Raw genomic sequence first — 25,655 nt, 5'->3', positions numbered from 1 at the left:
CCTTGACAGACGTGGCGTAAAGATAGCTGTCAACTTATACTTTCTTATCTCATATAAAAAAAGATGCAACCTTTTGGTTACATCTCTTTTAGCTTTTTTCATTTTGTTTATACCTTAGCTCATTTAGTTTTAACAGGTGGTTCATTCTATCCATTCGAGTGGCTTGCAAATCTGATGCCTGTCGTTTCAAAAACGTATTCATTGTTGACAAAGTATCTAGTAATTCATGATATTTTTCATGTTTATGCGAATCGGATAAAGACTGATATGTTTTCAAAAGATTAGGAAGATCATGTTGAATCATCCTTTTTAAATGATGCTTCTCTTCCACATTTAGTAGATGATATTCTTCCGTACATCGTTGTAATTCTAAGACTAATTGCTTTAACGATTTAGCAATAGTATCATCGAGTTTTTGATACTGAGAATACGAATGTTTTGCTGAGCTTAGAAGTGCTTTGACTTGATCTTGAACATCCGGAGATGGCGTAATAGATTGCTCGGGTGAAGTAGATTCAGCCAATTGTGACTCACTAGGTACACGTTCTCCTGATAAAGATAAGTCCAGGCGGTGGATATGATGGAATAGCGACTGGAACAAGGGATGTCTTCTAATATTTCTTACGGTTGTTGTTTTTCCACCCATTTGATAATAAATAGTAGAGTCGATAATTTTACCGAAACCATTTTCTGTTTTTACATTTTTTCGATACGTCGTAATATAGACTCTTTTCTTAATTGTTGAAGAAGATTTGTTCGTATCGATCATTTCGATATGGATTTTTTTTTCTTTAATTTTAATTTTATAAGCGAAACCTTGAATACTTCTTTTGAATGTTTTATTTAGGCGAGGCAACTCAGAGAGAGAAGACAGGTCTGAAATAAATTCTTCAAGCTCATAGACGAATTCTTTGGTTTGTTCATTCATTAAGCTTGGTTCTTCTAAGGGTTTCATATAATTAGGAAGTAAAGGGATCACCCAGCTTTGCTCTAATAGTCGCTCACGCCAATTCACGTGGTCACCTCATTCTGTTCCGTTAGTTAAGAAGTTTTTTTTCCATTTGTTTATTTAACTCATCCATTTCAGTAATAAACTTTTTACTGGAATCTATAATACGGCTATTCGATTCTTCCGTCATCTCAATCGCTGCGTATACATCTTCGTAAGCCTTTTTAAATGTTTCTATCGCAATCGCAGGCTCTTCCAATGTTTTAAGTGTTTCTTCTGTATTCGATTTTAGCATTTCAGCATTACTTAAGAGCATGGACTCCGTCGTTTGATTGACATTTTTCACAGCATCGATCACTTTTTTTTGGTTACTTAGTGATAATTGAATAGAGGCTGTGACAGTAATAATATTTTTCGTCATCGTGATCGCGTTGAATATGGCTTCCTCTAGTTTCTCATTATTTTCAACAATAATATCGACAGACGCTAACGATTGCTGTAAAACAAGGACTGCTTGCTGCATGTTCCTGACCCTAGCCAAGACCTTTTGTTGTCCTTTTTGGATAGGGGATGGATCTTCCTGCCACTCATCTTTCTTTAATTCTTCTTCAAGCATGCTATTTAAATGCTTTCCAGTATCAATTTGAGTATTTAACCCAATAATTCTTTCTTTCGCTATATCTTTTAATTGATATAACATGACGGTATCTTCTTGCAAGCGATCTTTGCCGTGTAAGAGAGCTTCTATGATTGTATCTACTTCTGATTCAATCGATTGGTATTTTCTTGCGTATTTTTCAGCTGGACTCTTACGGATAACTTTTGTCATGAATTGCTTGAACTTCCCCTGTTTTAAATGGTTTGGCTCCAAATCAGATACAACATCTTTAAGTTTAGATAACTGATCAGGTAAGTCGTGGTTCGGATCATTCATCATGTCGCTTACAGGACGTCTAAGGGCTTCCAATGATTCCCCTGCTTTTTCTTGTTCTTTCGTTCCTAACTTTCCAATTGACTCAAGAATTTCATGAATATCTTGTTTCTCATATGAGGAGAGATCATTTGGGTTTTGAACATTTTCAGGTGTTTCCTCCGGCTTATTTTCGGCAGTTACTTTTTTATCTTCATTCATATGCAAAACCTCCATTTTTGAGGGTACTGTTTTTTGAGCTTTCTTATTTACGGTAGATCTATGATAAAAGTTTCATTACTACCCTTGTACCCTAAATTATACAGGTATGAAACGAAGGAGACAATTCAAGAGATTAAAAAACAAAGGTTTTTTGTATTGAACTGGGATCACTCTATATTCCTCTATACTTATTATGTACTATTAGATAGAATTCTGATAGAAGTAATTTGTTATCCCATATTGAAATATTGACTATTAGTTTGAGGAGTGAAACGATGTGTTTAATAGGCGTCGCCATTAATGAACATAAGGATTACCCTTTTATCCTAGTTGCAAATAGAGACGAATTTTACAACAGACCAACAAAGGAAGCTCATTATTGGCCGGAGAACCCTTTGATGCTAGCAGGGAAAGACCTTGAAAAAGGGGGAACATGGCTAGGGATTTCCAAAGAAGGAAAACTAGCAGCATTAACAAATTACCGAGAATTAGATGTGAAGCAATATGCTCATTCCCGTGGACAACTGGTTACTTCTTTTATTAACAGTGCTTCTGAATTTGAAAAAATACTAAAAAATAAAAATTGTTATCCCGGTTTTAATCTTTTATATGGTACCACAGAAAAACTGGTATATACTTCTAATAGAGACAATCAAAAGAGAAGTATTACTAAGGGGATTCACGTACTAGCAAATGCTAGTCTGAATTCACCATGGCCAAAAGCTATGGCTTTAAAGAAAGGGCTTCACGAAATATTATCATTATCATCGAATGATGGTTTAGAACAATCATTATTTCAGTTGCTTTCTGATGAAAAGCATTTTAATGACGAATTATTACCGGATACGGGAGTTGGATTAACACTGGAGAGAAAACTTTCACCAATATTCATTAATATCGAAGGTTATGGGACAAGATCTAGTACAGTTATTATGGCAGACCGCAAAGGTAACGTTACTTTTACTGAAAAAGCTCATGCACCTAAATCACATATAAATACCTATGAATTTAAGATTGGTAAAAATACGTTCAATAAAAGGTAGCTTAAAGTGGTGAAAGCTATGGATAGTTAGATAAATACTGGTAAAAGCTCAACATATCAGTTGAAGTTTATCATAGTAATATCCTTAATAAATTTGGATGCAGAATTGGATTGCAATAATTCTGTGAAAAAAATAGACAGTGAGGATGATGATAAAGTGGATTCTAAACAAAAGTTTGATAAGTACAGCTCTATTTATGATTTGAGGTCCCGTGGTGTCTTCTTTGTATCAACTATTGACGGTAACCGTGCTCATTTTCATTTTGGCTGCTGGTCAACGCAATGTTCCCATGAACCTCCTCGCATGTTAACTTGTTTTCCAAAGGAGTTTGAAGGGACAGAAATATTAAAGAAATCCGGTGTGTGGGCATTGAGTATGGTGGCTTCAGATCAGGAAGAATTTCACGATCACTTCTTTTCAGGTGATCAATCGATCAAAGATATTGGTGAAGATAAATTTAAGTATGCGGAAACTGGCTGTCCTATTTTAAAGGATGCCGTCGCTTATTTTGATTGCAAAGTTTCATCTTTAATTGACAACGGGGATTTCATTATTGCCATTGGTGATATTGTACAAGGAGAAGCCTTACATCCGGAAAAGAAAACACTTAATGTTGAATATGTCTCTACTGAACGAAACCAGCATTATCGAAAAGGACCTCTTACACTTCCATATAAAGGCTTTGATTTATAAATAAAAAACATAGAAGATCAAAAATTTTGAGAAATTGTGTACTGGTCTTCGGATTAGAACATGCATACTTATTTGTCATACATGCTCTTTTAGTCAGTAATTAGTGATTTTCGGTTTATCTTAGTATTTTTAGGTTTGCAATGATTGATTTTCCTGATATTTAATCTTTTTATCTTGATATTCTCCTACTATGTATGGTACAAAAGATATAAGTAATATGTCCCTGGTTTTCTGGAACAATGTCGGCGTGTCTTATTTGGATTATGAGTATATAATAAAAGGATGATTAGAATGATAAAATGGATTGGGTTAATAAGTAGTGCTGTGATTGCTGTAACAATTTGGGGTTTGCTGCTATTTACTATTCTCAAAGATGACAATGTCGAAAGCCAGGAGTCACAAGTTGAACTGGAAGAAACAGTACAGGAAGATTTGGAAACAGAAAAAGTAGAAGAAATAGAAGAAGAAATAGTTCCTAAAGAACTAGATCAAGAAGGACCTATAGTTTCGGAGGATACCCTTGAGATCGATGATAAAAATGTTGTTACTGAAGAAACTATGGATAGGTTACCGGAATTATTAAATTCAATGAACATAGACAAAAAAGAGACTATAGTTAAAGTTGTCAAAAACGGCGATGCTATTGCACATGGTAGCGGGGTTTCTATCGACGATATACTCGAAGGTATCCTTCCGGAAGAATAAATGGTGAATTTTGATGTAAATTAGCTTCTAGGAATAGTAAAATCTCTTTGAACCCTTTATAATGTAGTAGAAAGACAAAAGAGATTGTTGTCTATGTTTTAAAAGGGAGGTTCAGCATGGCGAATATAGGTTTCCCAAGTTTAATATTAATTTTAGTGATTGCGTTAATTATTTTTGGTCCGAAGAAGCTTCCGGAGATCGGAAAAGCGATAGGACAAACATTGAAGGAATTCAAAAGTTCTACAAAAGATCTAACAAATGATGACGAATCGTCTAACGATAAAAAGTCAAAGTAACAAGGAAAATTGCTGATGTAATAGGTGTAAGGTGACTTTCATCTTACATCTTTTTCATGTTTAAGGAGAGAAATATCATGTCAGAAGAAAACATGAATATGCTGGATCACTTAGATGAACTGCGTAAAAGAATCATGATTGTTGCCGCAACATTTATCGTCTTATTAATTGCCGTTTTTATTTATGTACAAGATATTTATGAATGGTTTACGAAAGATCTTGATATGCCATTAGCTGTTTTAGGACCTCTTGATATTATTGTTATTTACTTCACCTTAGCAGCTGTATTAGCTTTCGCTTTAACTCTTCCTGTACTTGTATTTCAGATTTGGTTATTTGTAAGACCCGGTTTAACCATGAAAGAGCAAAAGGCTTCGCTAATTTATATTCCAGCATCGTTTATATTATTTTTAGCAGGTCTTGCTTTTGGGTTTTATGTTGTACTGCCTATTGTTCTAAGTTTCTTATTAGAGCTTGGCAGCGGGACATTTGAAACAATGTTTACGGCAGATCGTTACTTTAACTTTGTTCTCCGTATGACATTACCATTCAGTATCTTGTTTGAGATGCCTCTCATTGTAATGTTTTTAACTACAATTGGTTTAATTACACCAGCCGGTATGAAAAAAAACAGGAAATATGCGTATTTTGCGCTCATCGTTTTGAGTGTTTTAATATCTCCACCAGATTTATTATCTGATATCCTAGTAATTATCCCACTTCTTTTCCTTTACGAAGTGAGTATTAGTATGGCTAAACTTGTATACAAGAAAAAAACAAAAAGCGATGACGAGTCAGAGAAACTAGATAATAAATAACCTAAAAAGGATGCCGATTATCGGCATCCTTTTTTAACAGATAAGAATGTATAAGATGACAGTTACCTTTACGCCACACGTATCAAGGGAAACCCCACTCGAGTAGCACCTAAACGTACTACGTAGGTGCTACTCGGGGTGGCGAAAGCTAACGCTCTATTTAATAAAAGACGGCTATGCCGTATTTTGTTATACAGTGATTTAGGTTAACTTAAGATAGTTCAAATCTTTATTTCTTTGTAATGTTTCCAAAGATTTGACTATTTCTTTAATAGAATCTACGTCATTACAATCATAATGGTCGATATCCAAATGTAAAATAGGACATTCTTGAAAAGTACCAATCCATTCCTGATACCTGAAATATAAATCACTCCAAAATTTATCGGGGGTATTTATTTCCATCTCACGCCCACGAGATTGGATGCGCTGCATAATGCTTTCAAACGAGCCATCGATGTAAATTAAAACATCTGGTTTTGGAAAATATGGAGACATAACCATAGCTTCAAACAAGGAGCGGTAGGTATCATAGTCGCGGTTTGTCATATTTCCCTGATTATATTGAAGCTTTGCAAAGATCCCAACATCCTCATAAATACTTCGATCCTGCACATAACCCAAACCTTCTTCGTGCATTTGTTTTTGTTGCTTGAACCTTTCAGCTAGAAAATACATTTGTAAATGAAAAGACCATTTCTTAAAATCATCATAATAATCTTCTAAATACGGATTTCCATCAACCTTCTCGAATGCAGGTTTAAAACCTAGTGCACCCGAAAGTGCGTTGGTTAATGTTGATTTGCCTACACCAACGGTACCGGCTAATGTAATAAGAGATTGTGAATTCAGGTTGTGTTGTATTCGTTTCATAGTTTGCAACTCCATAAAATAATTTTAGAAAAATGATTGGCGTTTCGTTAAAGCATGGTCGATTTGATCGATTATGCGTTGGAAATCATGGTCATTGTGAACAAAATCCATCTCATCGCCATTAAAAGTAAGAATAGGGATATCCGGATAGACCCTCTGGTGATCTTTCATAAATTGTTGATAATCATCAGATAGTTGCTTTAGGTAATTTGGATCCATTGTTTGTTCCATGCTTCGTCCACGTAATTTAATACGGTCTAATAACGTTGGAAGACTAGCATGTAGGTGTACAATAAGATTTGGTTTAGGTAAATCATCTGTAAGGATATTATAAATGCGATTATATTTATCAAAATGGTGATTAACAAGTGTTTGCTTAGCAAATAAATTATTTTTAAAAATATGGTAATCGCTAATTACAGGAAGATCTTTTGCCAAATAGTGATTGTATGTATCTTCTAATTGCTTAAATCTATTACAAAGGAAGAACATTTCTGTTTGAAAACTCCACTCCTCATTGTCTTCATAGAATTTGGTTAAGAATGGATTTTCATCTACTATTTCTTTTAATAAATAATAGTTATATTTTTCAGCTATTCGAGTTGCTAATGAGGTTTTTCCAACTCCTATAGGTCCTTCTATAGCAATGAATGGAGCATCAAATTGAGTACTCACAGCAGAAACCTCCCTTCAAAAATTTTGTCGAATTATAACAGCAACGTTAATTCTACCATATCTGTAGAGTTTTCAAATGCTTTCTAGTAAATTTTTTGCACTAAATGCGATATATTTTCAAAATGTATGTCAAAGAATAATATACCTAGGCGTTTTCCTTAACAACTTTTGTTATTTATAGTAAAATAGTTATAGAAACTTCTTGATTAAGGGGGGGGCGTGTATATGAATACCCAAGTAAAAATAGTAACAGACTCGACATTAGATTTACCTATGGATATTATTAAAAAACTAGATATTACTATCGTACCTCTCACAGTAACTATTGATGGGGAATCTTATTTAGACGGTATTGATATTTCATCATCAGAGTTTTCCAAAATGCTTGTGAACGCAAAAGACGTTCCAGGGAGTTCGCAACCATCAACTGGGCAATTTCTGGAAGTATATGATCGACTTGGTAAGGATGGGAATCCTATTATTTCGATACATATGACGAGTGGCATGAGTGGAACTTTTAATTCTGCTAAAACAGCTTCAGAGATGACAGATCTTGATGTGACTGTTGTAGATTCAAATTTTATTTCTGTAGCATTAGGTTTTCAAGTTCGAGAAGCCGCTGAGATGGCCTTAAAAGGGGCAAATGTTCAAGAAATTTTAGACAGATTAGAACAGGTACGGAAAAATAGTTCACTTTATATCATGGTGGATACATTAGAGTATTTGGCAAAAGGCGGAAGAATTGGAAGAGGACGAGCTCTTTTAGGTTCGTTGTTAAAAATAAAGCCAATAGCCTCTTTAGATGATGGTGTTTACACTCCAATTAACAAAGTTCGTACATATATGCAAATGATTAAATTTATGAAAAAAAAGTTCGAAGAAGAGACTTCAGGTAAAATAGTAAAAGGAGTAGGAATTGCTCAAATAGAGGCAAAAGAATTAGCGATTCAATTAAGAGATGCCCTAAGTCAAATGACTGATTTTGAAGATATATTTATTATTGAAACAACACCCATTGTTAGTACCCACACGGGACCAGGAGCATTGGCATTAATGTATTTTTTTGATGATAAATAATAAAAAGGTCATGACCATGGTTGGGTCATGACCTTTTTTACAGAAAGGTTAAGATAACAGCTCTTCATGCTGCACATATCACAGGGAAACCCACCTCCTTTCGAGTATCACTTATACACACTACGTAGGTGCAACACATGGGGGCGAAAGATCACGTTGTATGTAACAAAAGACGCTATGCGTTTTTCTAAACAAAAAAACACAGATGATTAAAAGGAGATGTTAGCGTTGGAGAGGACCGGACTAGTACTTGAAGGCGGAGGTATGAGAGGTGTTTTTACTGGAGGGATGCTAGAGTTTTTTCTCGAAAAAAATATTCACTTTCCTTATATTGTTGGAGTCTCTGCAGGAGCCTGTAACGCCGCCTCTTATATCTCAAGACAAGCGGGCAGGAATAAATCTATTACTGTAGACTATGCAGACCATCCTGATTATATATCCGTTAAAAGATTAATTCGGTTAGGAGAATTATTCAATATGGATATGATTTTTGATCAGATTCCTAATATCGATAATCCTTTTGATTATAAAGTTTTTTTTGAATCAACTCAGAAGTTTGAAATTGGAGTAACAGATTGTCATAGTGGGGAAACGGTTTATTACGAGAAGCAAGAACTAGGAGATAATTTCAATAAAATACTTCGAGCGTCCTCTTCTCTTCCAATGATTGCACCGATTGTCAGTCACGAAGGAAGTTATTATTTAGATGGTGGGATAAGTGATCCGATCCCAATTAACGAATCACTTAAACATGATAATCGTAAACATATTATTATTTTGACACAGTGCGAGGGTTACCGGAAAAGCCCAACCAAAAGAGGGATGTGGTATTTTAATAGTAAGTACAAAAAATATCCAGGGCTTATTAATGTAGTAAGAAACCGTTCGAATGTTTATAATGCAGCATTAGATAAAGTGAAAAAACTTGAAAAGGAAGGAAAAGCTTTTGTTTTCCGACCGGATCATTTACAAGATGTTGCAAGAGTAGAACGGAATAAAGGGCGTTTACAGGCTTTATATGATCATGGTTATCAGAAAGCAGAAGACCGTTTTGAGGAACTGATGAAATTCTTAGATAACTAATTAGGATTTTACTTTGAACGGGGTTTTAAAGTGGTTTCAGTGTTAAAGATAAGCAAAAAGGGTATGGAAATGTGGCTACGGTCGAGATAAATTAAAAGGAGAGGCTGAGTCATGGTATTAACTGACAAAGAGAAAAAATTACTTATACGAGTGTTAAAAAAAGAAAAAATCAAAGTCTTTGGGAAAAAAGAGAAAAAAGATGATGTATCTGCTTTATTAGACAAATTAGAACAAAGTGTCAGAAACGAGAAGGTAAACAAAGTTAAGCCTTCTAAACTTTAACTAGGAAAATAAAGACATTTAGCACATGAAAAAGAGAGCGAATCCATTAATAATCCTTTTTTCTTTCTTTTATCTAGAATGATTTTCTTGTATACTATAAGTTGGTACATATTGAGAATAATTAAATTTAAATGAGAGTAAATCTTACGCAGGAGATACTTTTAGTTATAAGGAGATTGAATGAATGAAAAAGTTTTGGGAAAAAATTGTCCATTATCATGTGAGAACAGTGATAGTTGTGACAATTATAGTAAATGTATTAATTGCTATTCTTTCTTTTTTACCAGGATACGTAGGGGAACTTCCTAATTGGATTACCCGCTTACCCCTATTAAATGCTAGTATGAATTCTCTTACATTTATTTTTTTACTATTGGCTTTAATAGCGATACTAAAAGGAAAGATTCTACTTCATCAACGGTTTATATACGCAGCTTTTACGACAACCTCGATTTTCCTTATCTCGTATATAACGTTTCACTTCACAGCAGAATCGACTCCTTACGGTGGTACAGGTATACTTGCAATCTTTTATTATGTCATTTTAATTTCACATATTATCTTAGCAGTTGTTATTGTACCATTAGCATTAATGGCCTTTTTCACCGGCATTAAAGATATGCGTGAAACTCATAAAAAATGGGTACACTGGACAATGCCATTGTGGCTTTATGTCAGTGCAACAGGCGTATTAGTTTACGTCATGATTTCTCCATACTACACCTTTTAATAATTGTGCATGTCCAAACGAGTTATTTAACTCGGGACATGCTTTTTTCTTGTTCACATATCTTCTTTTTTTTTGTGCATGCTATGAAAGTGAATTTGACTAAAGAGGAGGAATCCTGTGTGAATCGGACATATCGATTATCTATATTTTTTAGCGTATTTCTTATAATTCTGGTAAGTATATTCTTTCGTTCAGAACATTTGGAACAGTCTGAAGGTACTTCTTCCAACCAAAAAGCAATGAATAATTTACAGGCGGAGGATCTGATAATGACTATCGATTTGTTTATGAATCAAGTCAAGCAAGATTTACTGGGGTGGGAACAGATAAGAAAACAATCTGATAATACAGATTGGATAGTGGAAGAACTGAATCATCATGATCATATTGAAGCATTTGCTGTGCTTGACCGGAATAACAAAAATATAAAAGAAGAAATCGGTGATATTTCAGCGGAGTCTCTCGATAAATTACCTAATGATGAGCAAGATTATCTGGATGAATGGTATACCTCTGATCCATATATTATCAAAGGTTCAAAGAAAATGCTTATCTCCCATCAACAGGAACACGAGCTTATTGTTTCTGAAGTTGATATAAGTTTTGTTGAGCATTTTGTGAAGGATTTTGCGGCTTTATCAGACCGGGAAGGAAGTTTTGTGCTGGGTAATTCAAATATAGATGTTTCATTCGCCAGCCAAGATATGCAAAGCAATGAAAATATTATAAGTAAAAAAGTTCCTGGTTTGGATTGGAATCTGTACCTTGAGTCAGAGCCTTCAAATGAGACAAGAACGGAAGAAAAAAAGGGAGAAGTTGTAGTTACTCTATCTGAAGGTGTTTCCCCGGAGCAATGGGTGGAGGATCATGAGGTTGTTTTGTTAGATCAACTTGATAAAACAATCGTTGTTAGAGACTTAACGAAAAATGCAACGGAAATGATGGATGATTGGTTTGGGGATTCTTCTGTAAAATATATGGAACCAAATTATGTGTATGAAAAGCAGGCTAGTTACAACCATAGTCCAACGAAGAGAGGTGCTATCGGTCAGACAGAAGCAATGTTACCAAATGATGAGTTTTATGATCTCTACCAGTGGAACTTTAAAATGTTGGGTTTAGAAAATGCTTGGGGTTCCACAACCGGAGCCTTTGATGTCCCTGTTGCAATTTTAGACAGTGGGATTGATCCGACACATCTTGATCTAGAACAGCGAATTTCATCTGGATACAATGCATTCGAAGATAATGACTCTTATCAAGATGAAAATGGTCATGGTACGCACGTGGCTGGAATATTTGGGGCTGTGACGAACAATTCCGATGGAGTTGCAGGTGTTACATGGGAAAACCCTATTATGGCTGTAAAGGTGTTGGATCATGATGCATTAGGAAATTCTTTTTCGATTGCGAAAGGGATAAAGTGGGCAACTGATAACGGTGCGAAGGTAATGAATTTAAGCCTTGGCGATGCACATAGCTCCGAAGTATTACATGATGCGATCAAGTATGCCTATAATAATGATGTGGTTATAATTGCAGCCACTGGTAATGAAAACGTAGAAGATGCAATGTTTCCCGCAGGTTATAAAGAAGTTTTGGCTGTAGGTTCTGTTAATCAACAGAATGAACGAAGTGTGTTTTCTAATTATGGAAATCATGTGGATGTTGTTGCTCCTGGTGAACATATTCCTAGTACGTACATGGGGGACGAGTATGTGATGATGAGTGGTACTTCTATGGCAGCCCCACATGTTACAGGAATAGCAGCCCTGTTAAGATCTAAAGAACCGGACTTAACCAACGAAGAAGTTTACCAACGAATTCGAGATACTGCATTAGATCTAGGGGCAGTTGGATTTGATCGTTATTATGGCTATGGCGAAATTGATACAAGCCGGCTATTTGCTAACTAACTATTTGAGTTCTTTCATTTGATAAACCATTAATTTGCTGATGTAAGATAAGCTCGTCTAGTTCTTGCGAACAACGGATGACTCTTCTGGAGGATAAACCATATTTGAATGCGATGAAGTGCAGTTCCTTTCGTTTCGTTTCAATTAAATCTAACATTGCCCTACTCCTTTCCACCATAGAATATATATATTATCTAACAAAATAGTGCAAAATGAAAGTCATTCTCCATAATATGTCAAAAGAATTGCAAAGTATGTCTAATTTTATCTTTTTCGACATTAATTATCGGGTAAAACCTTAGGATACGAGGTAATTTATTATCTGTAGGGCATGATTCTTTGAAAGTCGGTTGTATTTCAACTCTTTTTTATACTAATTGTATAAAGAATGAGTTGATTTTTTAGTTTGGTTGTATTCTCAGCGGATAATATCCTTAAAGGATGAATTTTGTTCAAAATTGCATTACACTTAATCTTAGTAGGAGAACCACTTATTTAAGGCTTCGAGATTTATTGTTAAAATCCCTGCGGTTCCTGCGTTGCTCGTAGGACAAGACCGAACTATAAACGATAGCTTTTGGGATATCTACTTATAAGAAACCGAGGTGATAAAATGATTAAACGAAATCTTTTTATTGGCGGAGAATGGATTGAACCTGAATTTTATCAGGATCTCTACTCCCCATTTACGAATGAGAAAATAGCAGAGGTACCTCTGGCAACAATCCGAGAAGTCGATGCTGCCCTCGAATCTGCACATAATATTAAACGATTGTTTAAGAAAATGCCCGCTCATAAGAGAGCAGATATTTTAGAGAATGTTGTAAATCTTATAGAAGAAAATAGAGAAGAATGTGCCAGGCTTATTGCAATGGAGGCAGCAAAACCGATTCAAATAGCACGTGGAGAAGTAACCAGAACGATGATGACTTATAAATTTGCAAGTGAAGAGGCAAGGAGAATGCCCAATGAATTTATAAATATGGATGCTGCTCCAGGCGGTGAAAACCGTGTTGCCTATACTATCAGAGAGCCTGCGGGAGTAGTCGCTGCAATTACTCCATTCAACTTTCCGATGAATTTAGTGGCCCATAAAGTGGGACCTGCTATTGCGTCAGGTAATCCTGTAGTACTTAAACCGGCTTCACAAACACCTCTCTCAGCATATTTTATAGCGGAACTTTTTGATAAAGCAGGACTTCCTAAAGGGATGTTAAATGTAATAACCGGAAAGGGCAGTGTTGTTGGGGAGGCATTAGTAACGGATTCAAGGACCTCTGTCGTAACCTTCACAGGAAGTGCTGAAGTGGGTATAGCAATGAGAAATAAAGCTGGTTTAAAAAAGATGACATTGGAGCTGGGTTCTAATTCGGCAATTATCATCGATGAGGGAGTAAATCTTGCTGAAATTGTTGATCGAATTGTCACTGGATGTTTTGCATTCCAAGGGCAAGTTTGTATTTCAGTTCAAAGAATTTACGTTCATGAGTCAATTAAGAAGGATTTATTGAAAAAAATGAAAGCTAGACTAGAGGAGTATATTCTCGGAGATCCATTAGATGATGCGACTGAAATGTCAGCAATGATTTCACCCGAAGATAAAGATCGGGTGTTATCCTGGATACATGAAGCAGTAGAGGAAGGTGCTAATGTGATCGCAGGTGGCGAATCCGAAGGTACTATGATCCAACCGACAATCGTGGACAATGTTCACTCTAAAATGAAAGTTTCTTGTGAAGAAATATTTGGACCGGTAGTAACGGTAACTTCTTTCAAAGAATGGCAAGAAGCGATTGATTATGTGAATGATTCTGAATACGGTCTACAGGCTGGCGTTTATACTGAGAATTTGAAACGAGCTTTCTATGCTTCTGAGGAGCTTGAAGTAGGAGGCGTGATGATCAATGACTTTCCATCGTTTCGACTTGACCATATGCCGTATGGTGGCGTAAAAAAAAGCGGAATGGGAAGAGCAGGTATTAAATATGCCATCGAAGAAATGACAGAAATGAAACTTGTAACTTTTAAAAAATAAAAAGACTTTTTAAAGGTTACACCAGAAAGTATAAGATGACAGCTCCTTTACGCCACACGCACAAAAACGGAAAGTGAAATGTAAAAACTAGACTATTGTTTACTACAAGCTTTAGTCTAGTTTTTTTGGTTTTTCTGTGTTGATCAGGCAAAGATTCGTGGGAAACTCCCAGTAAATAGAAATTTACCTATTAATCTACTAACGACATTCTAATCCTTGCTCTATTAATATATATAAAGTGACCCATCCACATACCTTTTGAAAAAACTTTTAAGGAGATGTTTTCATGAAAAAATTTCTTATTCTAAGTATATTAGCAGGTGCCATTTATTTTTCCGTTCCTAGTGAATCTTTTGCATCTTCATACAAAGTGAAAGAAGGAGACAGCCTTTATTTTTTAAGTCAGCGTTATGGTATATCTATCACTGAATTGAAAAACGAAAATGGTCTGTTAACTAACGAAATAATTTCAGGGGACTATCTTGTTATTCCTACTAATGCAAAACATTCTCACACGGTTAAACCTGGGGAATCTTTGTGGAGCATTGCGACAAAGTATGGAATGACGGTTGCACAGCTACAACAGAAAAATTACTTATCATCTTTTATTGTATATCCTGGACAAGCATTAGCTGTATCTGGAAAGGGAGTTAAAATTTCAAATCATGGATTTAGTGAGGAAGAGAGAAACCTATTAGCACGTCTCGTTCAATCTGAAGCTAAAGGGGAACCTTTTAAAGGCAAAGTAGCCGTTGCAGCAGTTGTCTTAAATAGAATGGCGCATAAAGATTTTCCATTCAATATTAAAGAAGTCATATATGAAACGCATGACTCAGGAAGAATATTTGCTTTTGAACCCGTTCAAAATGGAGAAATAACTCGTCATGCAGATCAAGAATCTATCCGAGCGGTCGAAGAAGCAATGAATGGGTATGATCCTACCAATGGGGCAGTTTATTTCTTTAATCCGACTACTTCCACTTCCAAATGGATTGAATCGAGAGTAGTAAGACAACGTATAGGTAATCATGTATTTAGTTTCTAGGGAATACTGAAAAGAGGCATCCAAAATAGGATGCCTCTTTTTAAAGGTGAAAACCTTTTATAATACTAGAATTCTGGTTAAAGAACAAACTAATCATCCATAGAAGATAAATCTCCGGCAGGTTCGTTTAATTCCCATGCTTTTAATACACGACGCATAATTTTACCACTGCGTGTTTTCGGCAGTTTTTCCGTGAATTCAATTTCTTTCGGTACAGCATGTGCGGAAAGTTCAGTTTTTATGAACGTTTTGATTTCTTTCTCCAATTCTTCGGAATACTCATGCGAGGGATTGAGTACAACGAATGCTTTAATAATATGACCTCTAATTTCATCAGGTTTACCGATAACTCCGGCTTCAGCTACAGCTTTGTGTTCGACTAACTTACTTTCAATTTCAAAAGGACCGACACGCTCGCCGGCAGTCATAATTAAGTCATCGTTACGACCTTGGAACCAGAAATATCCGTCTTCATCCATATATGCAGTATCACCGGATACATACCAGCCTTCAAAGGCAAAATATTCATTGAATTTCTCGTCATTTTTCCAAATCTTACGCATTTGAGAAGGCCATCCTTTTTTAATGGCTAGGTTACCCATCTCATTTGGCGGCAGTTTTTTTCCGTTGTTATCAATGATGGCTGCTTCAATACCTGGAAACGGTTTACCCATCGATCCAAGTTTAATAGGCTCACTTAAATAGTTACAAATAAGCATGGCACCTGTTTCTGTCATCCACCAAGTGTCATGAATACGGTGCTTAAAGACCTCCCATCCCCAACGAACTACTTCTGGATTTAGTGGTTCACCGACACTCAGAATGTGACGAATGGAACTTAGATCATATTTTTTAATGACATCTGAAGGTGTCGACATTAACATTCTAAATGCGGTAGGAGCACTATACCAAACTGTGACATTATTTTTCTCAATCGTATCGTACCAATCGTCAGGAGAAAACCTTCCCCCTCGTATGACGTTTGTCGCGCCATTTAACCAAGGTCCGAAAATTCCATAAGAGGTACCCGTTACCCAACCGGGGTCGGCAGTACACCAGTAAATATCATCCTCACGTAAATCTAACACCCATTTTGCGGTTTGGTAATGTTGAATCATTGCTTGATGCACGTGGTAGACACCTTTTGGTTTGCCGGTGGACCCCGATGTATAATGAAGGATAAAGCCATCTTCTAAGTCCATCCATTCAATCGCAGAATCATCATCTGTACACGCTTTCATTTCTTTGGAATAAGAAAAATGTTTTTCATCTGTTTTTACGTCATCACCTACTAGAATTATCTTTTTAAGGTGAGGGAGTTCGTCAACTGGAATACGGGAGACTAGTTCAGGAGTTGTTACGATAACACTTGCTTCGCTATCCTCAAGTCTGCTCTTTACGGCATCTTTCATAAACGCTTCAAAGAGAGGACCTACAACCGCACCCATTTTAATTGCTCCTAAAAGAGCGATGTATAACTCAGGTGCTCGGGGCATGAATATAAAAACTCGATCACCTTTTTCAACATCTAATTTTCGAAACATATGAGCTGCTTGATTTGTTAGTTTTTTTAATTGCTCAAATGTGTAAGTTTCATTGCGGGAAGCATCGGAATATAATAATGCTTTTTTCGCTCCTTTTCCTTCTTTAACATGTCTGTCGATCGATTCATAGGCAATATTAATTTTGGCTGTTTTTGACCAGGTAAACACATCTTTTACATCGTCCCATGAAAAAGATTTTTTTGCAGATTCATAGTTTTGAAGTTGATAGTTACCTTGTTTAGGTTGTAAAATTTTCATGCAGAACACCTCCAAGAAAATACTTTAAATTACTTTCTATAGCAATCATATACCTAATATTCTGATACTTCAAATAAGAACTTATTTAAAGACAGAGAATTTTTTAAGAGATAAGAATGTATAAAATTGGCATCTACCTTCACACCGCGTGTATCAAGGGAAACCCGCCTTTCTTCGAGTAGCACCTTCATGCATTACGTAGGTGCCACTTAGCGCGGTGGAACTAACGCTGTATTTAAGAAAAGACGCTTTGCGTTTTTCTTATAGAATCTCCTTCTTGATTTTTTTCGTAAATCAACGTAGTTTTAAGGGTAGGGAGTGAATAAAATGGATATTTTTACGATACTCATTCTTATTGTAATTGGAATCATCTTATTAAAAGTTGTAGGAGCAGTTTTCAGAATTGTTATTTTTATAGGAGTTATCTTGTTTATTGTTTATATTTTCCAACAATTAGTAAGTTCAGCTGCTGTATACTGAAGGAATTTTTAACTTTATTGTACGTCCTTGATGTAATGGAATGGAAAGACTGTTAGAGAAGTGATTTACTAATAGAGGTCACTGTAATTTATAGGTATAATGATAGTCATTATAGAGTATAACCACCCAAATATTTAAGAGGAGGAATTTAAATGAGCTATAGAGTAGAAAAAGATACACTAGGAGAAGTGAAGGTCCCAAATGAAAAGTGGTGGGGAGCACAAACACAACGCAGTTTAGATAATTTCAAAATTGGTTCTGAAAAAATGCCAAAAGAGATAGTAGAAGCTTTTACCATTCTTAAAGAAGCAACAGCTGCCGCAAACCTTCGTCTGGATAATTTAGAGGAAGTAAAAAGTTTAAAAATTCAATCGGTATGCCAAGAACTTCGTGAAGAGGGTACATATGAACATTTTCCTTTAGTTGTATGGCAAACAGGAAGCGGCACACAATCGAATATGAATATGAATGAAGTTGTTGCATTTAGAGGGAATGAACAATTGGAAAAAGAGGGAAGCAATGCCAGAATTCATCCGAATGATGATGTGAATCGCTCGCAAAGCTCCAATGATACCTTTCCAACAGCAATGCACATTGCTGCTTTAAAAGAAGTCGAAGATCGATTGCTGCCTGCGACACAACGTTTAAGAAAGACGTTTGAACAAAAGGCGGCTTCATTTGAAAATGTCATTAAAATTGGACGTACTCACCTTCAAGACGCTACTCCGCTCACGCTTGGCCAAGAGATGAGTGGTTGGGTACATATGTTAAAGCGTTCTGAAGAAATGATTGCACAATCAAAAACACAGTTAATGCATTTGGCAATTGGTGGAACTGCAGTAGGAACAGGTATTAATGCACATCCTAAGTTTGGTGATTACACTGCAGAAGAAATCAGTAAAATAACTGGGAAAAAGTTCTATTCCTCTGAAAATAAATTTCATGCGCTTACTTCACACGATGAACTCGTATATGCGCACGGAGCAATTAAAGGATTAGCCGCAGATCTAATGAAAATTGCAAACGACGTTCGTTGGCTTGCAAGTGGTCCTCGCTCAGGCATTGGGGAAATTTCCATTCCCGCTAATGAACCAGGAAGCTCGATTATGCCAGGGAAAGTGAATCCAACCCAGTCCGAAGCGTTAACGATGGTTGTTTCTCAAGTTTTTGGTAATGATGCTACGATTGGTTTTGCTGCGAGTCAAGGTAACTTTGAACTTAATGTATTTAAACCAGTGATTATTTATAATTTCCTGCAATCGGTTAGATTATTAAGTGATGCGATGGATTCCTTTAATGATAAGTGTGCAATAGGCATTGAAGTAAATGAAGAAGTAATAGAAAAGCACGTGAAAAACTCACTTATGCTGGTCACGGCTTTAAACCCTTATATTGGTTATGAAAAAGCTGCAGAAATTGCTAAAACTGCATTTAAAGATAATTCGACATTAAAAGAAACTGCAGTAAAACTTGGATATTTAACCGAACAAGAATTTGATGAATACATTAACTTAGAAAAGATGGTTAGACCAACTGAATAATGTAAATACTAAGCGTCTTTTATTGAATGCAGCATGAAGCTAGCTGTCATTTTATACATTGCTAGAAAACATCATGACAACAAAGTGAGGCTAGAATATGAATATCGTTGATTTACATTGTGATGCATTATTGAAGCTTCACATGGATCCAGGAAAATCATTTACAAATGATTCAGACTTGGAAGTGAACGCTGAAAGATTGGTAAAAGGAAATGTGAAATTGCAGTTGTTCGCGATTTTTATTGAGCCGGAGGTTACTAGTCACAAACAATTTCAAGTTGCTCTTGAGCAAATCGATCTTTTTCACCGTGAAGTAGTAGGCAAACATCCTAATATAAAAAAAATTGTCCACTGGTCTGATGTTGCTAAACTAAAGGATGGTGAAATTGGAGCTATTCTGACTCTTGAGGGTGCAGAAGCATTTGGGAATGATCTTGTAAAATTAAGGACCTTATATCAACTCGGAGTAAAGTCTATAGGCCTTACTTGGAACAATGCAAATTTATGCGCTGACGGCGTAGGGGAGCGCAGAGGTGCAGGTTTAACGAAATTAGGGTTTGAAGTGGTGACGATGAATAATCAAGAAAAGGTTTGGACAGACATGTCCCACTTATCAATAAATTCCTTTTGGGATGCAGTCGAGGTAGCCGAGTTTCCAGTTGCAACCCATTCAAATTCCAAAGTGATCTGTGGGGACCGGAGAAATTTGTTAGATGATCAAGCTAAAGCCATTATTGATAAAAAAGGATTTATTGGAATGGTTTTTAATCCCCCATTTTTAAATGGGAAAGAGACAGCCACGATGGACGATGTTTTGAGACATATTGATCACTTCTGCGGTCTGGGAGGATCAAAACACGTTGCATTAGGGTCAGATTTTGATGGTATTACGATGCATGTCAAGGATTTGGAACACGCAGGGAAATATCAAAATCTGGTTAATGAATTGCTAAAAAGATTTACAGAAGAAGAAGTGCGTGGATTTGCATACCAAAATGTCATTGATCGTCTTCCAGTTTAGAAAATGAGTAGCTTCATGGCGGGTTTATGGAAATAACGGGGGCGGGGGAGGTTATTAAAGGACCTTTACCGCTCCCTTTGTTTGCTTTCATAGAGAGAATAGTTAGGCAGCAATTATGCCCTCGCCTACATCAAGTAAAAGATCATGATTAATTAAACCCCAAAAAAGGCTTTATAATTACTACTTTTCTAAATGTTTACTTGGTGATAGGAAAGGTAAGCATATTATAAAGTCTAACTCTGCATGCATGTTATACTTGGTTCATGAATAGCTGTTCGATAATTTCTAAGATGGGAGGCATTCAAAATGGAAACAGGCAATTTAAAGAAAGCAACATTTGCAGGAGGGTGCTTCTGGTGTATGGTTTCACCATTCGATAAGCAACCTGGAATTCATGAAGTTATTTCAGGGTACACAGGAGGACATACAGAAAACCCTTCTTATAAAGAGGTTTGTTCAGAGACAACAGGTCATTTAGAGGCTGTTCAAATTACTTACGATCCGGAAATCTATCCGTTTGAGAAAATTTTAGAATTGTACTGGGGTCAAATAGACCCGACAGATCCAGGCGGTCAATTTCATGATAGAGGCGAATCCTATACCACTGCAATATTTTATCATGATGAGGAACAAAAGGAGCTCGCTGAAAAATCAAAAAATGCACTTCAGCAAAGTGGGAAATTCAAAGATCCGATCGCTACGGTAATTCGCGAAGCGTCCACTTTCTATCCTGCCGAAACGCATCATCAGGATTACTATAAGAAAAACTCCCTTCATTACAAAATGTATCGTAAAGGAAGCGGAAGAGAAGATTTTATTAACAAACATTGGGGGGAATAGCATGAGTAAGAAAGACTTAGAGAAAAAGTTAACACCCATTCAATACAAAGTGACACAGGAAGATGCAACAGAGCCTCCTTTCAAAAATGAATATTGGGACTTCTTTGAAGACGGGCTGTATGTAGACGTCGTTTCAGGTGAAGTACTTTTTAGTTCAAAAGAAAAATTCGATTCTAGTTGTGGCTGGCCAAGTTTTACCGAACCGCTTGAAAAAGAAAAGGTGAAGGAGAAACAAGACAATAGTCTCCGAATGACCCGCACAGAAGTGCGCAGCTCAGAAGGTGACTCTCACCTAGGACATGTGTTTAATGACGGTCCAGGACCAAACGGTTTGCGCTATTGTATTAATTCAGCTTCTTTACGATTTATACCTGTAAAGGATTTGGAAAAAGAAGGGTACAAAGAATATAAATCACTTTTTGAATAAAAAAACCACCAGACCAGTTATTTTAAACTGATCTGGTGGTTTTTTTATTCAACGAAAGGTTGTTTTGAAGAATGACCGTTCGCTTAGAACGTTTTTAGTATCTTATTCGATTAAATGCCGAAGCTACTTCTAGTTTTCTTGGTAAAGCAAAGTCTCCAGGATGTTTCCCTTTAAAAGGAGATAGAGAATCCAATCCATCTCTGGTTATTTCTTCATAAACCTTGTCTATTGCTGTTTTGAGACTTGTTTCTCCATTGGCAACGTTAGCAACACGTTTTACCATATGAGCAATGGCTTGGGTTTGACTTGAATCAACTAACTGTTCAACGTGATGCAATGCGAGGTTGGAATTGCCAATTCTTATCGAGTGTAATCCCTTTGCCTCGACCTTTTCTTTACGATCAAATAACTTCCTAATTTTTTGTAGCTCAAGTTTTCTCTCTTCGTGAGCTGAATAAAAAGCTTCTTTGTTGGACACTTCTTTTTCTCTGGTAGATTTAATTGTATCAGCAAGAAACTTTGCTTCTTTCGTTCGGTCAAAAGGCTTATATTCATCCATCATAATAATATGGTCCGCCACATCAAAGTAGTCACCGGATCCACCTAAAACAAGAACAGTTGAAACTCCTCTTTCTTTGAATAACTGCTGAACTCTGTCAATAAATGGCGTGATCGGTTCTTTGGATTTACTCACAAGCTTTTGCATTCTGCCATCACGAATCATAAAGTTTGTCGCACTTGTATCTTCATCTATTAAAAGGAGTGAAGCATCCATTTCAAGTGCTTCAATAATATTAGCAGACTGTGAAGTACTGCCGCTTGCATCTTCAGATGAAAAACTTGTCGTTTTCTTGCCGAAAGGAAGATCATTAATAAATGGACTAATGTTTACTTTTGTAACAGCACGCCCGTCCTCAGAGCGTATTTTTACTGCATCTTCATCTGTGATGACATATTCCCGGCCATCTTCCAACTGATGATTGTAAACACCACGTTCCATGGCTTGTAATAACGTGCTTTTTCCGTGGTAACCCCCGCCGATTATGAGAGAGATTCCCTTTTTTATTCCCATGCCAGTTTTACTTTTACCAGATGGGAGATTGATTGTTGTCTCATACTCTCTGGGTGATTGAAACATAATAACGGATTCATCCATTAACGGTTTATTACTTACTCCAGATTCTCTGGGTAATCTTGATCCATTCGCAATAAAGGAAATAAGGTTTCTCTTAAACAATTCTTTCCGGATATAAGCCTGATCCTCAGCAAGTAGAAGAGCTTGATTCAGTTTGTCTCTATCGTAATTTCTAACTGTATTTAGGAGAACGGTTGGGATAACTGATGAAAGAAGTGTCGCAGCTTTTTGTCCAAGAATGCGTCTGCCTTGAGCAGGTAAACCTATGGAAAGACGGAATTCTATTCCACCCTCATCTATAGTTACAGCCGTTCGTTGCAATACTTCTTGACCTGGGCAATCAATGGATATTAGTCCACTTTTGCCGGTTCCATGAACGGGGTTCTTTGTATTTAAGATCTGCCGGTGACACTCATGAGCAAAAAAGTGTGTGAGGGCTGTCTCTTTTTGTATGTTATCAAATTTATCAAAGGTTAAATCCACATGGTTTGAAGATATAAAGAAGCGTATTCGAGAAGGTGTTGCAAAGGGATCTCCTTGGACATAATCGACATGCAACGTATAATTTTCTGCATGATATGTTCCTTGTATATCTTTTAAAGATCGATAAGATTTTCCATCTAATTGCTTTAATTTAGCTTGTAATGTATTCATTGTTTCATTCCTTTCATTGTTATTCTATTTCCTTCTTTGAATGTAACCGGAATACAGAAAAATAAACAGTCGAATCATATTGAATTTATTTGATGATTTATCGTTAGGGTAGAAAAAGTATTTTCTCATTACATAATAATCAGTAAAAGAGGCAACCTAAATCTGTTAAACACAATAAAATTTGGTAGGAGTGGAAAAATGAAAAAAAGTTGGCTTATAGTTAGTTTTATTGCAATAGTAGGTTTGATGATGCAGTTTCCAAACTTCACTAGTGCAGATGATACTACGACAGAACAAGCAAAAGCAAGGGTTGTCCACGCGTCACCAAATGCACCTGCAGTGGATGTGTATTTAGATGACGAAAAAATACTTACTGGTATGCAATTCAAGGAGCTAAGTGAATACCACCCATTGGATGAAAAGAGCTATGAGATAAAAATTTATGAAGAAGGGAGCAAACCGAAAAATTCAGAACCTGTGTTAGAAGGCAATATAACAGCAATGGCAGGCGAATCATATACGTTAGCAGTCGGGGGTAAAGTTGACGAACTCCAATTATATGAGATTAAGGATGATAAAGAAGTAAATGAAGAAGAAGCCAAATTAAGAGTGATACACTTATCACCAGATGCCCCTGCTATTGATGTTTTTTCTTTAGATACACCAGTTGTGGCAAATGTTGCTTTCTCAGAGGCTTCTAAATATGAAAACTTAGCAGAGGGAAGCTACTCTCTTGACATAAGACCTGCTGGCCAAGAAAAAGAAATATTTAATATTCCCAATTTGGAGCTTGAAAAAGGTGAAAACTATTCGATTATTGCCTTGGGTCTTCTAAAGGGTGACCCGGCTTTCGATGTCATATTAGCAAAAGATAAGTAAATAAATACTATCAGTGCACTATAAAAATTTATTTTTTTAGTGCACTTTTAATGAATGAAGACAGTGTTAACCGCTTACTAGAACTTCTGCGATACAACAGTTAACATCAATTTGTGACAAATAGTTAGAAAAAAACCTTGTTCTTTCCAGGAGATACTGTATAAAATAATAGTATCTTACTTACACATAGGTGATTAAATGAAATTAATGGATCGAACTTTTTACATAGTAATAGCCAGTGTATTGTGTTGGTGCATCGTACTGTTACCCATTAATCCGTCTGTCAGTAAAGCAGCCTCTGAAACTTTAGTGCAGAGCGAAGCATATGTAGTGATCGATTCCAACAGTGGGAAAGTCCTTAGTAGTAAAAATAAGCTATTAGAAATGTATCCTGCAAGTATTACAAAAATCGTTACGGCAATTATGACAATAGAATCTATAGATATAAACGAAAAGACTACTGTAAGTAACCATGCTGTTCACGCAGATGGAACCAGGGTATATCTTTTAGAAGACGAAGAAATAACAATTGATCAGCTTTTACATGGATTGATGGTCAGTTCAGGAAATGATGCAGGAATCGCTATAGCAGAACATGTTTCGGGTTCTGTGGAGAATTTTGCTCTAGATATGAATCAATTTCTTCGGGAGGAAATTGGTGTGGAAAATACCTCGCTCACAAATCCGCATGGACTTTTTGACGAAAGGCACGTAACGACTGCTCTAGACATGGCCAGAATAAGTGCCTACGCCATGAAAAATGCAAAATTTAGAGAGCTGGTAAATACAGAATCTTATGATTGGGTAGGTGAGGGGTGGGAGACGACATTGTATAATCACCATCCACTTCTAAGAGGTAATGAAGAAGTGATTGGGATAAAAAACGGTTTCGTAACAGAATCCGGTTATACATTGGCTACTGCAGCAATCCAAGAGGATACAGAGGTAATTGTTGTCACACTTAATAGTCCTACTAAAGATATCCTAGTTGATGATACGTTAACACTTCTCAATGAAGCTTTTAGCAAATATGAGACGAAATGGCTTTCTTTTGCCGATAAAGAAACGCTACCAGGCTATATTTACCCTGAATCACTGCCGGTTACGGTCGTTAAAGGGGAGAAAATTCTAACGGGAATATCGGACACTGGAGTTGTCAGTGTTTACGGTGCAGGGAAACGTTTAATAGATAAAGTACAGTTAAATCAAAGGCAAGAGGTTAGATTACCAATTGATTATTTAAATATAGATAAAGATGTAGCGATTAGCCCTATACCTGAAAAAAGTGAGAGTTCATTTATGTCATGGTTAGTAGTAACCGGGTTTCTTTACTTCCCCATGGATAAATAAAGACAGGCACCTTTTCAGGTGTATTATTATAAGATTATAATAGATGTATATGTAATCATTATGGAATGAAAGCGCTTGTCTTTATTCCGTAAATTTCAAACAATTCCTTAAATTCCTTATTGTTTGCGGACCATGACTGGTGTAAAATTTAACTATATAAGAAAAACGGCATAG

General features: G+C 36.3%; 24 protein-coding genes and 1 pseudogene. 18 read left to right on the top strand and 7 right to left on the bottom strand.

Annotated features, from left to right (window positions below):
• Window positions 1–88 precede the first annotated feature (88 nt).
• Together ACHABW_RS03575 and ACHABW_RS03570 are read right to left on the bottom strand one after the other, a co-directional pair.
• Window positions 89–1,015 (bottom strand): hypothetical protein, encoded by a 927-nt coding sequence (locus tag ACHABW_RS03575; protein WP_435754079.1) that lies wholly within the window; start codon window positions 1,013–1,015, stop codon window positions 89–91.
• A gap of 22 nt (window positions 1,016–1,037) precedes the next feature.
• Entirely contained in the window at window positions 1,038–2,081 is a 1,044-nt protein-coding gene (locus ACHABW_RS03570; protein WP_435754078.1) for a toxic anion resistance protein, read from the bottom strand.
• Window positions 2,082–2,356: 275 nt separating this feature from the next.
• Between ACHABW_RS03570 and ACHABW_RS03565 the strand changes: the two genes are divergently transcribed.
• From ACHABW_RS03565 to tatC, 5 genes are all read left to right on the top strand, one after another.
• Window positions 2,357–3,124 carry an NRDE family protein gene (locus tag ACHABW_RS03565; RefSeq protein WP_435754077.1) on the top strand — a complete coding sequence of 256 codons (768 nt, stop codon included), beginning with the start codon at window positions 2,357–2,359 and terminating at the stop codon, window positions 3,122–3,124.
• Window positions 3,125–3,229: 105 nt separating this feature from the next.
• Window positions 3,230–3,817 carry a flavin reductase family protein gene (locus ACHABW_RS03560; protein WP_435754076.1) on the top strand — a complete coding sequence of 196 codons (588 nt, stop codon included), beginning with the start codon at window positions 3,230–3,232 and terminating at the stop codon, window positions 3,815–3,817.
• A gap of 291 nt (window positions 3,818–4,108) precedes the next feature.
• Entirely contained in the window at window positions 4,109–4,522 is a 414-nt protein-coding gene (locus tag ACHABW_RS03555; RefSeq protein WP_435754075.1) for a hypothetical protein, read from the top strand.
• 116 nt (window positions 4,523–4,638) lie between these two features.
• The gene (gene tatA, locus ACHABW_RS03550) at window positions 4,639–4,818 is read left to right on the top strand and encodes a twin-arginine translocase TatA/TatE family subunit (RefSeq protein ID WP_110935315.1); all 180 of its coding nucleotides are present in this window, start codon (window positions 4,639–4,641) and stop codon (window positions 4,816–4,818) included.
• 77 nt (window positions 4,819–4,895) lie between these two features.
• On the top strand, window positions 4,896–5,636 hold the full coding sequence (gene tatC / locus ACHABW_RS03545; protein WP_435754074.1) for a twin-arginine translocase subunit TatC: 741 nt from the start codon (window positions 4,896–4,898) through the stop codon (window positions 5,634–5,636).
• Window positions 5,637–5,837: 201 nt separating this feature from the next.
• Here tatC and ACHABW_RS03540 read toward each other — a convergent pair whose 3' ends face one another.
• On the bottom strand, window positions 5,838–6,509 hold the full coding sequence (locus tag ACHABW_RS03540; RefSeq protein WP_435754073.1) for a deoxynucleoside kinase: 672 nt from the start codon (window positions 6,507–6,509) through the stop codon (window positions 5,838–5,840).
• A gap of 24 nt (window positions 6,510–6,533) precedes the next feature.
• Window positions 6,534–7,184 carry a deoxynucleoside kinase gene (locus ACHABW_RS03535; protein WP_435754072.1) on the bottom strand — a complete coding sequence of 217 codons (651 nt, stop codon included), beginning with the start codon at window positions 7,182–7,184 and terminating at the stop codon, window positions 6,534–6,536.
• Between the two features lie 225 nt (window positions 7,185–7,409).
• Between ACHABW_RS03535 and ACHABW_RS03530 the strand changes: the two genes are divergently transcribed.
• The 5 genes from ACHABW_RS03530 to ACHABW_RS03510 all read left to right on the top strand — a co-directional run bounded on the left by ACHABW_RS03530 (window position 7,410) and on the right by ACHABW_RS03510 (window position 12,272).
• Complete coding sequence (locus ACHABW_RS03530) at window positions 7,410–8,261, top strand: DegV family protein (RefSeq protein ID WP_435754071.1); 852 nt, start codon at window positions 7,410–7,412, stop codon at window positions 8,259–8,261.
• 228 nt (window positions 8,262–8,489) lie between these two features.
• Window positions 8,490–9,344, top strand: coding sequence for a patatin-like phospholipase family protein (locus tag ACHABW_RS03525; protein WP_435754070.1), 855 nt, complete (start codon window positions 8,490–8,492; stop codon window positions 9,342–9,344).
• 111 nt (window positions 9,345–9,455) lie between these two features.
• A complete protein-coding gene (locus tag ACHABW_RS03520; RefSeq protein WP_435754069.1) occupies window positions 9,456–9,626 on the top strand; it encodes a hypothetical protein in 171 nt (56 codons plus the stop codon).
• A gap of 184 nt (window positions 9,627–9,810) precedes the next feature.
• Window positions 9,811–10,356, top strand: a complete 546-nt coding sequence (locus ACHABW_RS03515) for a DUF420 domain-containing protein (protein ID WP_110935321.1) — start codon at window positions 9,811–9,813, stop codon at window positions 10,354–10,356.
• Between the two features lie 119 nt (window positions 10,357–10,475).
• Window positions 10,476–12,272: a S8 family serine peptidase gene (locus ACHABW_RS03510; protein WP_435754068.1), complete on the top strand. Its 1,797-nt coding sequence runs from the start codon at window positions 10,476–10,478 to the stop codon at window positions 12,270–12,272.
• Here ACHABW_RS03510 and ACHABW_RS03505 read toward each other — a convergent pair.
• Entirely contained in the window at window positions 12,265–12,429 is a 165-nt protein-coding gene (locus ACHABW_RS03505) for an aspartyl-phosphate phosphatase Spo0E family protein (RefSeq protein WP_435754067.1), read from the bottom strand. The two genes, ACHABW_RS03510 and ACHABW_RS03505, sit on opposite strands and share 8 nt — an antisense overlap.
• 456 nt (window positions 12,430–12,885) lie before the next feature.
• Between ACHABW_RS03505 and ACHABW_RS03500 the strand changes: the two genes are divergently transcribed.
• Both ACHABW_RS03500 and ACHABW_RS03495 read left to right on the top strand, forming a co-directional pair.
• Window positions 12,886–14,307: an aldehyde dehydrogenase family protein gene (locus ACHABW_RS03500; protein ID WP_435754066.1), complete on the top strand. Its 1,422-nt coding sequence runs from the start codon at window positions 12,886–12,888 to the stop codon at window positions 14,305–14,307.
• A 286-nt stretch (window positions 14,308–14,593) separates the two neighbouring features.
• Entirely contained in the window at window positions 14,594–15,352 is a 759-nt protein-coding gene (locus ACHABW_RS03495) for a cell wall hydrolase (RefSeq protein WP_435754065.1), read from the top strand.
• A gap of 89 nt (window positions 15,353–15,441) precedes the next feature.
• Here ACHABW_RS03495 and acsA read toward each other — a convergent pair whose 3' ends face one another.
• On the bottom strand, window positions 15,442–17,154 hold the full coding sequence (acsA, locus tag ACHABW_RS03490) for an acetate--CoA ligase (RefSeq protein WP_435754064.1): 1,713 nt from the start codon (window positions 17,152–17,154) through the stop codon (window positions 15,442–15,444).
• Window positions 17,155–17,481: 327 nt separating this feature from the next.
• Between acsA and ACHABW_RS03485 the strand changes: the two genes are divergently transcribed.
• The 4 genes and pseudogenes from ACHABW_RS03485 (at window position 17,482) to msrB (ending at window position 21,463) form a co-directional block, all read left to right on the top strand.
• Window positions 17,482–17,634 (top strand): hypothetical protein, encoded by a 153-nt coding sequence (locus ACHABW_RS03485; RefSeq protein ID WP_183041032.1) that lies wholly within the window; start codon window positions 17,482–17,484, stop codon window positions 17,632–17,634.
• 152 nt (window positions 17,635–17,786) lie between these two features.
• On the top strand, window positions 17,787–19,175 hold the full coding sequence (gene fumC / locus ACHABW_RS03480) for a class II fumarate hydratase (protein ID WP_435754063.1): 1,389 nt from the start codon (window positions 17,787–17,789) through the stop codon (window positions 19,173–19,175).
• A gap of 97 nt (window positions 19,176–19,272) precedes the next feature.
• Window positions 19,273–20,196, top strand: a complete 924-nt coding sequence (locus tag ACHABW_RS03475; protein WP_435754062.1) for a dipeptidase — start codon at window positions 19,273–19,275, stop codon at window positions 20,194–20,196.
• Window positions 20,197–20,502: 306 nt separating this feature from the next.
• A pseudogene (gene msrB / locus ACHABW_RS03470) lies at window positions 20,503–21,463 on the top strand (peptide-methionine (R)-S-oxide reductase MsrB).
• A gap of 94 nt (window positions 21,464–21,557) precedes the next feature.
• On the opposite strand, the gene ACHABW_RS03465 reads toward msrB, so the two are convergent.
• Entirely contained in the window at window positions 21,558–23,252 is a 1,695-nt protein-coding gene (locus ACHABW_RS03465) for an ABC-ATPase domain-containing protein (RefSeq protein ID WP_435754061.1), read from the bottom strand.
• A 198-nt stretch (window positions 23,253–23,450) separates the two neighbouring features.
• Here ACHABW_RS03465 and ACHABW_RS03460 point away from each other — a divergent pair, with 198 nt between their 5' ends.
• Both ACHABW_RS03460 and ACHABW_RS03455 read left to right on the top strand, forming a co-directional pair.
• Window positions 23,451–24,131: a DUF4397 domain-containing protein gene (locus ACHABW_RS03460; RefSeq protein ID WP_435754060.1), complete on the top strand. Its 681-nt coding sequence runs from the start codon at window positions 23,451–23,453 to the stop codon at window positions 24,129–24,131.
• A gap of 198 nt (window positions 24,132–24,329) precedes the next feature.
• Window positions 24,330–25,481, top strand: coding sequence for a D-alanyl-D-alanine carboxypeptidase family protein (locus tag ACHABW_RS03455; protein ID WP_435754059.1), 1,152 nt, complete (start codon window positions 24,330–24,332; stop codon window positions 25,479–25,481).
• The last annotated feature ends 174 nt before the right edge of the window (window positions 25,482–25,655 follow it).

This window comes from Salipaludibacillus sp. CF4.18 (genome assembly GCF_051262595.1).
GTDB classification, from domain to species: Bacteria; Bacillota; Bacilli; order Bacillales; family Salisediminibacteriaceae; genus Salipaludibacillus; species Salipaludibacillus neizhouensis.
This window is presented reverse-complemented; position numbering and strand designations above follow the sequence as displayed.

Excerpts from the sequence above, each read along its gene's own strand:
- ACHABW_RS03570 (WP_435754078.1), bottom strand. The coding sequence starts at position 2,081 with ATGAATGAAGATAAAAAAGTAACTGCCGAAAATAAGCCGGAGGAAACA.
- ACHABW_RS03515 (WP_110935321.1), top strand. The coding sequence starts at position 9,811 with ATGAAAAAGTTTTGGGAAAAAATTGTCCATTATCATGTGAGAACAGTG.
- ACHABW_RS03540 (WP_435754073.1), bottom strand. The coding sequence starts at position 6,509 with ATGAAACGAATACAACACAACCTGAATTCACAATCTCTTATTACATTA.
- ACHABW_RS03520 (WP_435754069.1), top strand. The coding sequence starts at position 9,456 with ATGGTATTAACTGACAAAGAGAAAAAATTACTTATACGAGTGTTAAAA.
- ACHABW_RS03500 (WP_435754066.1), top strand. The coding sequence starts at position 12,886 with ATGATTAAACGAAATCTTTTTATTGGCGGAGAATGGATTGAACCTGAA.
- fumC (WP_435754063.1), top strand. The coding sequence starts at position 17,787 with ATGAGCTATAGAGTAGAAAAAGATACACTAGGAGAAGTGAAGGTCCCA.
- ACHABW_RS03495 (WP_435754065.1), top strand. The coding sequence starts at position 14,594 with ATGAAAAAATTTCTTATTCTAAGTATATTAGCAGGTGCCATTTATTTT.
- ACHABW_RS03455 (WP_435754059.1), top strand. The coding sequence starts at position 24,330 with ATGAAATTAATGGATCGAACTTTTTACATAGTAATAGCCAGTGTATTG.
- tatC (WP_435754074.1), top strand. The coding sequence starts at position 4,896 with ATGTCAGAAGAAAACATGAATATGCTGGATCACTTAGATGAACTGCGT.
- ACHABW_RS03565 (WP_435754077.1), top strand. The coding sequence starts at position 2,357 with ATGTGTTTAATAGGCGTCGCCATTAATGAACATAAGGATTACCCTTTT.
- ACHABW_RS03485 (WP_183041032.1), top strand. The coding sequence starts at position 17,482 with ATGGATATTTTTACGATACTCATTCTTATTGTAATTGGAATCATCTTA.
- ACHABW_RS03465 (WP_435754061.1), bottom strand. The coding sequence starts at position 23,252 with ATGAATACATTACAAGCTAAATTAAAGCAATTAGATGGAAAATCTTAT.
- ACHABW_RS03460 (WP_435754060.1), top strand. The coding sequence starts at position 23,451 with ATGAAAAAAAGTTGGCTTATAGTTAGTTTTATTGCAATAGTAGGTTTG.
- ACHABW_RS03475 (WP_435754062.1), top strand. The coding sequence starts at position 19,273 with ATGAATATCGTTGATTTACATTGTGATGCATTATTGAAGCTTCACATG.
- acsA (WP_435754064.1), bottom strand. The coding sequence starts at position 17,154 with ATGAAAATTTTACAACCTAAACAAGGTAACTATCAACTTCAAAACTAT.
- ACHABW_RS03555 (WP_435754075.1), top strand. The coding sequence starts at position 4,109 with ATGATAAAATGGATTGGGTTAATAAGTAGTGCTGTGATTGCTGTAACA.
- ACHABW_RS03505 (WP_435754067.1), bottom strand. The coding sequence starts at position 12,429 with ATGTTAGATTTAATTGAAACGAAACGAAAGGAACTGCACTTCATCGCA.
- tatA (WP_110935315.1), top strand. The coding sequence starts at position 4,639 with ATGGCGAATATAGGTTTCCCAAGTTTAATATTAATTTTAGTGATTGCG.
- ACHABW_RS03530 (WP_435754071.1), top strand. The coding sequence starts at position 7,410 with ATGAATACCCAAGTAAAAATAGTAACAGACTCGACATTAGATTTACCT.